Genomic DNA, 10735 nt, shown 5'->3' on the forward strand with positions numbered 1-10735 from the left:
TTTATTTTCTCCCTCTCTCTGCCTTCGAAACTTTGATGCTTAAAACCAATTTGTTTCCTTAATTAAATCCTAAGTTTTCATGTCTAACTTTTATTTGTAGAAACCGGTCAGCAAGAAAATATTCTCGCTTGACTTCAGGAATACCTTAACCAGCGAGGTAAATATTGTGAAAAATAACAATCCTGTATTTGAAACTATTTCAATGCAATCGTCGATTTCCCCTGAGGCAATAGCGGTTATCTACAAAGACATGTCGCTGACCTATTCTGAGCTTGAGCTGCAATCAAACCAATTAGCGAGCTACTTAGTTAATCAATATCCTGATGGTGATAAAGGCAAAGTGGCGGTTTACCTTGAACCTAGCCTGGTGTTGCCTGTGGTGATACTGGGGGTAATGAAAGCTGGGTTCAGTTATGTGCCTCTCTCTTCGTTCCAGCCGACAAAACGCATTCAGCAAATTTTGGATGATTCCGGTGCATTCCTCATCATTACCGATGAGCTACTGAGCAAGAAACCGAGCATGGCTGAGTGCGATACAGAGAAGCTGAATGTTGCAGCGCTTGATCTAGCTGGCACTCTACACTGCCAATCATTGCCGAAGGTAAGCCATTCTGATTTGGCTTATACCCTTTACACATCAGGCTCGACGGGTGTGCCAAAAGGGGTAGAAGTTGAACATGGTAGCATGGCATATTATCTCGATTGGTTTAATCACGATTTATGGCCTGAAACTCAGGCAACTCTTCCGCTCACCTCCTCTCTAAGCTTTGCGGCTGCGGTGACTCAATTGTTTGCTCCTTTGCTACGTGGTGACACCCTTCATATTCTTCCCGAAGGTACTTTGAATAACCCGCAACGACTTTTTGATTGGTACCAGAACCGAACCAACACGGCGATCTACTGTGTCCCTACAATATGGAATGAATTACTCAATTACCGCTGTTCTTTCGATAGCGCGCTGTCTCTGCCTGAAACCGTTTTTCTATCCGGAGAACCTATCGGTGAAGACATTAAGCAACGTACGTTCGACAGCATCGAGAATGTGCGTTTGTTTAACCTATATGGCCCGACTGAAACCGTTGCAAACTGTGCGTTTACTGAGTTAGAGCCAGACCAGCCCGTGACTATAGGCAAAGCGTTGGCAGGAAGTGAGTTGTTTCTACTCGATGAAAAGGGCGCATTAGTGACAGACGGCAGTGTGGGTGAAATCTGTATATGCGGCCAGGGCGTGGCTCGCGGATACAGTCATCGACCTGAATTGAGCGCAGAGCGTTTCTTCTCTCATCGCGGCCATAGCGCGCATCGCACCGGAGATTTGGGTCAGTTCAACGCAAACGGAGACATGGTGTGCCTGGGTCGCAAAGATCGTCAGGTGAAAATTCATGGAGTGCGAGTTGAGCTGGGCGAAATAGAAGCCAATCTTCGTCAGCATAATGAAGTAGCCGACGCTGCGGTGAAAATGGTCAATGGTGCGCTGGTGGCTTACTTGCTGACGGACAAAAAGCCAAGTGCGTGGGATCTACGTGCTTTCCTTAGCGAGCGCTGCCCGAGCGCGATGATGCCCGCTCAATTTGTTTACCTTGAAAGCTTTCCAAAACTACCGAATGGAAAACTCGATAGTGCTCGTCTGCCCGAGCCAGCGCCAGTAAGGCCAGAACTGAATTATGATTGCAACGTACCCGCTAACGACCTTGAACGGGACCTTGTGGACATCTGGCAAGAAGTGCTCGGTTTTAGTGGCCTAGGGGTTGATGATGACTTCTTTGACTTAGGCGGGAATTCCTTGCAGGCGATGCGTGCCAGAACCCTGATTCGACGCCGCCTCTACAGCGAGATAGATTTCAAGCTCTTTTTCAGCAATGCGACGCCGCGTAAATTGGCTGCGGTCGTACCTTATTACCTAGCGGATGACTTGGATGACGCGACATCCACTCCAAATGAGAAGAATCAAGAATCGCAATTCGAACCGCTCACATCGCAACAGGCATACTTCCTGACGTTAGAACAAACCAGCGCTACCCCGAAAGCCTACCAGCCTGCGTTTTGTATTTACCTTGAAGGAAAAGCAAGTTCGGAGAGCGTGGAATGGTGCCTCAATCGGGTGTTGGCCAGCAACCCAATCCTGACTACTCAATTCGATCTCGATAACTTTACCGCTAAAGAAGGTGGCTATGGTGCAGGTAAAGTAGAGATTCCGCACCGCAAGGTTGAGCATGTGTCGGGCAAACTCAGTGAAATGTCGCATTGTGATTTGCTGGATATGGCAGACATGCCGGACATCGACATTGACAGAGAGCCGCCGATTCGCCTTGCGTTATTGAGCAAAAATGATGATGAACATGTGGTCGTTGTACGTGTTCACCACGCTGTTTTTGACCATGATTCCATTGGCATATTTTTTGAGCAATTTGTTCAGGCTTATCGCGCTTATATGGCAGGAGATTATGGTTTTGCACAGCATCACCAACACCACTTGAGTTTGAAACAGCATCGCGGTGCGATGGTGGATGAAGAGAGCCAGAAGCAATTTTGGTTGTCGGCATTGAATCGCTATCTGACGAAAGGTGCGGATAGTTCGTTGTACCCAAAAGCGGATTACCCGTCACCACAAGGCTACGCTGTGGAACTTTCCCAGCCTTTCAGCCAAGCGATAAATGACTTTGCCCACGCACACAATACAACGGCTTATGTCGTGTTACTCACGCTGTTTAATCTCGTGTTAAACCACGAAACTCGTTATCACAACATAACGATTGGCTTGCCTGTCTCCAATCGAGCTCTTTGTCAGCACGATGGTCAGCTCGGCTGTTTCGTCAACATGGTCACCTACCACGAACAGGTTGATCAGGTGGATAGCGTTGTGGGCTTGATTGAAGCCAGCAGCAAAGCGATCTACTCGTTGATAGAAAATCAGTCCGTGTCCTACCTAGAGCTTGCTGATGAAATGCGAAGTAAAGGCTGGCTCGAGAAACTGCGTTTCCCTGTCACGTTTAATTATTTGTCTGCGATGCCGGAAGCTACAGAGGTGCAAGGCTGCCGCATGAAAGTTCAACACATCGCTGAGCAATCCGCTCGATGCGATTTGACTCTAACTGTCGATGACGGCGAGCAGTTGACCCTCAATTTCGATTATGAAAGTACGGCGTTTACCAAACAGCAGATCACCTTGCTGGCAGAACAATACTTGGCTCTGATTTCAGACACATTATCTCTGTAATGCGGAGTGTCTCCGGCTCGCAGGGAGCCGGAGATGAATAACGATTAAATATGGGGAGATGAATACAATGTCAAAATTGATCCACCGTCAGTTTGCTCATCAGTGCGCCAAAACACCGGATAATATCGCCCTGCGAAGTGACAGCGAAAACATCACATACCGCCAACTGGAACTGCGCGCCAATAATATTGCTCAGTTATTAATCCGCTCTGGCATTACATCAGGCGATGTTGTCGGCATCTACATGAATCGCTGCAATAACCTTGTTGCGACCATATTGGGAATATTGAAATTAGGGGCTTGTTACTTACCGCTTGATCCCTATTACCCAAGCGATCGCCTCGCTTATATGGCAGAGCACTCGGAAGCCAAACTGGTGATCACTGACAATTTGAATAGCATGGATTGGCTTAGCAATGATCTTCCAACGTTGGATGTGAATAGCATAGATTTTTCCAGTGCGACAACCCCAGACTTACCGCAGGTAGACGAACAGAGCTTGTGTTACATCATGTACACTTCGGGCTCAACCGGTAAGCCTAAGGGCGTGATGATCGCGCATCATACGGTGGTGAATTACCTCAACTGGATGCAAGATGCCTTTCAACTGACGACAAACAGTCGGGTATTGAATCAGACCACATTCAGCTTTGATATTTCAGTCTGGGAAATGTTCTGGCCTCTGATGACTGGAGCAAGCTGCGCACTGATTGCTGAAGACGCTAAGTATGACCCCATGCTGTTGGCTGACTTCGTTGAGCAGCATCAGGTCACTGTCGCCCAGTTTGTGCCAACTGCACTACGTATCATTGTCGATGCGGATGTACTGAAACAATGTACCTCGCTAGAGCATATCTTCTCTGGTGGAGAAGCGCTGCCGCAACGCTTGGTGGATGACCTGTCGGCACAGTACCCGGGTCATATCCACAACCTCTACGGGCCGACAGAGGCCACCATTTTTGCCTGTCACTGGTACTGTCAGCCACAGTGCGTAGAAAAAGTCGTACCGATTGGCCGTCCAATTCCACACGCAGAAGTGCTTGTCCTTGATGAAGCGCTGCTGCCAGTAAAGCAAGGGCAGTGCGGTGAATTGTATTTAGCTGGAGATATTCTGGCGAAAGGTTACCTAAAACGTGCCGACCTTACTCAAGAGCGCTTTGTAGATCATCCCCAGAGTGGAGAAAAAATGTATCGCACAGGCGATTTGGTGAGTACCAGAGAAGACGGTGCGTTACTGTTCCATGGCCGAACCGATTCACAAATCAAACTGCGCGGTCACCGAATTGAGCTGGCCGAAATTGAAGCTCAGCTACAAGCGATGCCCAGCATTTCTCACGCTGCAGTGATTGTCGATAGCAGCGATGACGGTAAGGCGTCTTATCTGACCGCCTTTTATGTACCCTCTCAGCAGTCCAATGTTGATGTGCAAGTGATCAAAGAACAATTGGCAAAAGTATTGCCTTATTACATGCAACCCTCCCGATATTACTCCGTTGATAGCTTACCCACGCTCCCTAATGGGAAAGTTAGCAAGTCAGCTTTAAACGCTCACTAATTAGAAGGTTCTAGCACTATGTCGAATAACAAACCCAATATGACACCTGAAATTGAAAACCGTGTTCTCTCAATCTGGCAATCGGTTTTAGACGTTAAAAAAATTGCCCGAGATGAGAACTTCTTTGATGCAGGAGGCAACTCATTATTAATGAGTAAAGTACACAGGGAAATAAAAAGACAGCTTGGAATTCCGATTAATATTATCGAGCTATTTCAATGTCCTACAGTGGATTCGCTAAGTAAGAATATCTCTAAAAAATACCCTCAGGTGTTATTAGAAAAATCGAATTAAAACTTCGCTAAATAGTTTTACCTAGAAGATAAATTCATTTTATTCGCTGATTGAAACACTCCTTTCTTTTCAAAGGAGAGGGGCCGTTTTTCCCGAAATAAGTACAAATAAATACGACATACAACCCGTGAGGTAGCATATGAAAGACCAAGCAACACTGCGCGATAAAGATATAGCTATTATTGGCATGTCAGGCCGATTCCCTGGTGCAGAAGACATCACGACGTTCTGGAAGAACCTCGCTGAAGGGCTGGAAACCATCACAACATTTAGCGAACAAGAGCTTCGCGAGTCGGGTGTCGATGAAGAATTGATTGCCTCACCCAATTACATTCCTCGCCGAGGTATTCTCGGCAACGCGCAACATTTCGATGCGCACTTCTTTGATATTACTCCTCGTGACGCGGAAATCATGGATCCTCAACACCGTGCGTTTCTGGAAAGCAGTTGGCATGCTTTTGAAGATGCGGGGTACGTGCCTTCGAGTTATCCGGGCAAAGTGGGTGTTTTTGGCGGTACAGGCACAGCGTGGCATTTGAACAAAGTCCATTCCCATCCGGGTGTCAGTCAGTTTGCCAGCGGCGCGTCTGTTGTGACCAATAACGATAAAGACTATGTCACAACGCGAGTCTCCTACAAGCTGGATTTAAAAGGGCCAAGCGTGAATGTGCAGACGGCCTGTTCAACCGCAATGGTGGCCGTGGTGATGGGGATTAACAGCCTGTTAAGCCGTGAAAGTGACCTCGTAGTTGCTGGTGGTGTGTCTATCGATACACCGGAGCGCCGCGGCTACAAATACATGCAAGGTGGTATGGAGTCGGCGGATGGACGCTGTTACGCGTTTGATTCTCGTGCCAATGGCACGGTGTTTAGCCGCGGTGTTGGTGCTGTGCTGCTTAAGCGTGTTAAGGATGCAGTCAAAGATGGCGACCACATCTACGCAGTGATCAAAGGCGGGGCAATCAACAATGATGGCAGCCTCAAAGCGGGATTCACAGCGCCGGGTATCGAAGGGCAGGTTGAAGTCGCGAAGCAGGCGATTTCCAACGCCGATATTGATGTAGAAAACATCCGCTTTGTTGAAGCGCATGGTACGGCGACAGCGTTGGGCGACCCGATTGAATTTTCGTCTTTGTCGCAAACCTTCCGCCACTTCACGGATAAAGAGCAGTTCTGTCGTTTAGGTTCAGTCAAAACTAACATCGGCCACACCGATGCTGCCTCGGGCGTTGCCAGTCTGATTAAAGCCTCAATGGCATTGGAATCCGGACAGCTTCCAGCTTCGCTGCATTATGCTGAGCCGAATCCAAACATTGAGTTTGAAACTAGCCCGTTCGTGATGAACACCGAACTGACAGCGTTTAAACAGCAGGACAAGCCAAACAATGCGTTGGTCAACTCCTTTGGTGTCGGAGGTACCAATGCTTGTGTGATTCTCGAAACGGCGCCAGAGACTCAACCGGGTGATGCGCATAACTCGCCACTCATGATCCCGTTCTCAGCCCGCAGTCGCAACGCACTAAATGAGATGAAACAGCGTCTGGCGAGTTACCTGACAGATAACCCAGATGCAGATGTTGCGGACGTGGCGTACACCATGCAGGTAGGTCGCAAACAGTTCGAATTTTCCACCTCGGTGGTTGGCAATGATCGTCAGGCCATCATTGAAGCGCTGGCTAAGCCTTCTCAGATTGTGTCTGGAAGCAAATCAAAGCGACCAATGGTGTTTATGTTCCCGGGGCAGGGCAACCAATATCCGAACATGTCTCGCGATCTTTACCAGACGTATCCGGTGTTTAAGCAGGCGATGGATCAGTGCTGCGAGTATCTGATGCCAATACTTGAACAGGATCTGCGTGAGATTATCTTCCCGCAAGATGAGCAAACCGCGGCTCGTATTAACGAAACTCAATTCACACAGCCTGCGTTGTTCGTAGTTGAGTACAGTCTTGCTCAGCTTTGGATGTCATGGGGTATTCAGCCCGATGTGATGATTGGTCACAGTGTCGGTGAGTACGTGGCAGCGTGCTTGTCAGGCGTGTTCTCGTTGGAAGATGCGCTAAAAGCTGTCGCGATTCGTGGCAAGCTGGTTCAGGCTCTGCCAGCGGGCGCAATGCTAGCGGTTCTGATGGAAGAAGCTGAGCTCACAGAGCGCTTATCAAACAGTGAACTGGATATCGCGGCGGTCAATTACCCAGAACTCTGTGTAGTGGCGGGCGAGCTAGAAGCGATAAAAGCGTTCCAATATGAGCTGGAAGAAGAAGGTATCTTCTGCAAGCACTTAGATACATCACACGGCTTCCACTCAAGCATGATGGATCCTATGTTGCCAGCGTTCAGAGACGTGATCGATGGTATTGAGCTGAATGCGCCGCAGATTCCGTTCGTCTCTTCGGTAAATGGTGAATGGATCAGCGATGAGTTAGCACAAGATAGCGACTACTGGGTGCGCCACGTCAGAAACCCTGTGCTGTTCTCGCATGCATTCAAAACCTTGATGGCCGATCATCAGGATGGTTTTGTGGCGCTAGAAGTGGGGCCGGGCCGTTCTCTGGAGTCTGCGGCGAAGCAACACTTCCGTGAAGAAGATGGTTCGAATGCCGATATCTTCTCCTCTTTGCCTACGGCAAAAGAAGTCGAGATTTCCGGTGAGTATTTCATCTCAATGCTTGGTGCTTTATGGGCGCATGGCGTCGAGATTGACTGGCCATCTTACTATGGTGATGAGCGCCGACGTCGCCTGCCTCTGCCGGGCTACCCGTTCGAGCGAAATGAATTCAAACTGCCTGACCTGAAAACAGGTAATGCTGAAAGCCTATCAAGCAGCAGTGCGGAAGCCGGTTTGAAACGCAAGAAAACCGATGTTGGTGACTGGTTCTATATGCCGGCGTGGAAGCGAACCATTCCTGCTGACTTCATGCCGAGCAAACAAACTCAAGCTGAAAATGATTGTTGGGTGGTTTTAGCTGACGAATATGGTGTGGCTGATCAGCTGCATGCTCAGCTTCTGGCATCAGGCCAGCAAGTGGTGACTGTGTTCAAAGGCGTTTGCTATCAGGATAATGTCGTCACCAGCGACAGCGCGAAGAGCTTTGTCATTGACCCTACCTCTCGTGAAGACTACATCCGAGTGCTTAAGGCAATCAAAGCTCAAGAGATGAATCCGGTTCGTATTGTTGATCTGTGGAACCTCTCTCCTGAGCAAGGTGATGTCGACCTTGAACTGTGCCGTGAACACCAGTTGGATTCTTTCTACAGCCCGTTGTACCTGCAACAGGCGTTGGTGAATGAAAACTTGCTGGATAATCTTCACCTGTTGTTGGTGACCAATAATATCTTCAGTGTCTCTGGGGAGCGAGTTTATGCACCTGAGAAAGCACTGTTAGTCGGGCCTGCGCGTGTGTTCTACCACGAGTACCCAGATGTTCAGTGTCATTTAGTCGATATCGACTGGCCTTCAGACTTGGCGAATGAATCCGGCCACTGGACAGCAGATCAAGCGGCACGTTGTCTGATTGCGGAGAGCAGTATTAACACTGACGGCCAACTGGTGGCGTATCGAGGTGGTTGCCGCTGGGAGGAAGACTATCAGGCGGTTAACTTAAAACAGCAAGAACCAGGCTTACCGGCGCAATTCAAAGATGATGGCGTTTATCTGATTACTGGTGGATTGGGCGGCCTTGGCATGCTGGTGGCCGGTCACATATCGGAAATGAGCAATGCGACGCTTGTTCTGACCTATCGCAGTCGTCTGCCTGAACGCGAGCAATGGAATGACTGGATTCAGAATCACCCAGTCGATGACCCAATGAGTGAAAAATTGGCGGGCATCCTGCGTCTTGAGGAGCAAGGTAACACCATTGATTTAGTCAATGTGGACGTCTGTGATTATGTGGCGATGTCGGAAGTGTTTGAACGTTATGATCGCTTTGATGGCATTTTCCACACGGCTGGTATTGCGGGGGGCGGCATCATTCCGCTCAAGTCAGATGAAGATTGTGCCAGTGTTCTGGAGCCGAAAATCCTCGGCAGCCTGATTCTCGATGACCTGACCAGAGACAGCCAGCCTGATTTCATGGTGCTGTTCTCTTCCATCAGCTCGATTGTCGGTGATGAAGCTCGAATTGATTACTGTTCCGGTAATGCCTTTATGGATGTGTTTGCCAGCTACCGTAATCAGAATCGAAACGGTCGCACCATTGCAATCAACTGGGGCAAATGGGGTGATGTCGGCATGGCGGTTCAGTGGGCTCGTGAGTTGGATGAGAAAAACAAAGCCAACCAAGCGCCTCTAGAACAAACAGGGTTGCTTACGCTGCTCGGCCGTAAAGGTATGGAAGAAGAATATCGAGTCAATCTGGATGTGCGAAACGACTGGGTACTCAACGAGCATAGCTTGTCGAATCAACCGACCTTGGTTGGTACCACAATACTGTCGATGCTGCATACCCTGACGAATCACTTCAAGCCTCAGGAAGTGCTTCAGGTTAAGAACTTGCTGTTGACCAAACCGGCGATTTACCACAACGCATGGCCGCGTGAAATGCGCCTGTATGTACGCAGTGAAGGCGCGGGCTACAGCTTTAGCCTTCGTAGCCGCGGCGTCCGTGACATCGAGTGGGACGAACATGCGCTGGGCAACCTTGGCCGTGGTGTCGAGAGTGAAGAGAGCCTTGCCGCTGTAGATTCACTTGAAGCGATTCAGTCTCGCTGCATTAACAAACTGCCTGATGACTTAACCGGCAAAGATTACGTCAATGCCGTAACGGGTGAAACCTTCCTGTCGCTCAGTGAGCGTTGGAACGGTCCTAAGTGTGCATGGCAAGGTGAGGATGAGTGGCTGATTCATAAAGATCTCGATGCTCAGTTCCAGAGTGATTTTGAGCAGTATCCGTATCACCCAGCACTGATTGATTCGGTATCCATTCGCTGTATCAACCTGATCACGACAGACAACTACCTGCCAATCAGCTACGGCAAGATCAGCTATCTGGCACCGCTTGACGGAGATTGCTACGCGCACATCAAGCTCAAACAGCCGTATCAGGCGGAAGACAGCACCATCATCTTGGATGTGGTCTTCCTATCCGCTGATAGCAAGCCGTTGATGGTTTTGGAGAACTACACGCTAGTACGTATGAAAGCCGAGAATCAGGTTGCTGCTTCTGCGCCAGCGTCTGCTGTAGCTCAGGTTACCGTCGATGTCTCCGACAAGGACATTCTGTTCTACGAAGGGCTGGATGCACTGAAACGACAGCTTGCACACCTAGAGTTTGAGCAACTGGTCGTGGTGACCAGTGATCTGGGTCAGCTTATCTACGAAGCGATTCCTGAACAGGAAGATGAACAGCTGGCAGAGCTGGAAGCGGAAGTGAGCCAAGGGCACGCCCGTCCAGAACTCTCTGTTGAGTATGTGGCACCTGAAAACGATATCGAAAAAGAGATCATTGCAGTCTGGCAGTCGATTCTAGGCATTTCAGGTATTGGTGTTGATGACAATTTCGTCGAGCTTGGCGGTAACTCGCTGTTGGCGGTGCAAATTGTGTCAAAAGTGTCAGCCAAGTTTGAAGTCGATATTCGAGTGGATCTCTTCTATCAGGATCAAACCGTAAGAGGGCTGTCCGGCCTGATCATCGAAGCGTTTGAATCTGTTCTTCAGAGCGAATAGC

Annotated in this window: 4 protein-coding genes; all 4 read left to right on the forward strand. The window is 49.0% G+C overall.

Annotation, left to right across the window (positions count from 1 at the left end; genetic code table 11):
* Positions 1-166 precede the first annotated feature (166 nt).
* Positions 167-3217, forward strand: coding sequence for a non-ribosomal peptide synthetase (locus QMA41_RS12155; protein WP_281629787.1), 3051 nt, complete (start codon positions 167-169; stop codon positions 3215-3217).
* Positions 3218-3284: 67 nt separating this feature from the next.
* Positions 3285-4772 (forward strand): amino acid adenylation domain-containing protein, encoded by a 1488-nt coding sequence (locus tag QMA41_RS12160; RefSeq protein ID WP_281629788.1) that lies wholly within the window; start codon positions 3285-3287, stop codon positions 4770-4772.
* 18 nt (positions 4773-4790) lie between these two features.
* Positions 4791-5066 carry an acyl carrier protein gene (locus tag QMA41_RS12165; protein WP_019276642.1) on the forward strand — a complete coding sequence of 92 codons (276 nt, stop codon included), beginning with the start codon at positions 4791-4793 and terminating at the stop codon, positions 5064-5066.
* Between the two features lie 139 nt (positions 5067-5205).
* A complete protein-coding gene (locus QMA41_RS12170; RefSeq protein WP_281629789.1) occupies positions 5206-10734 on the forward strand; it encodes a type I polyketide synthase in 5529 nt (1842 codons plus the stop codon).
* Position 10735 lies beyond the last annotated feature (1 nt).

This window comes from Vibrio sp. St2 (genome assembly GCF_947311885.1).
Taxonomy (GTDB): domain Bacteria; phylum Pseudomonadota; class Gammaproteobacteria; order Enterobacterales; family Vibrionaceae; genus Vibrio; species Vibrio coralliilyticus.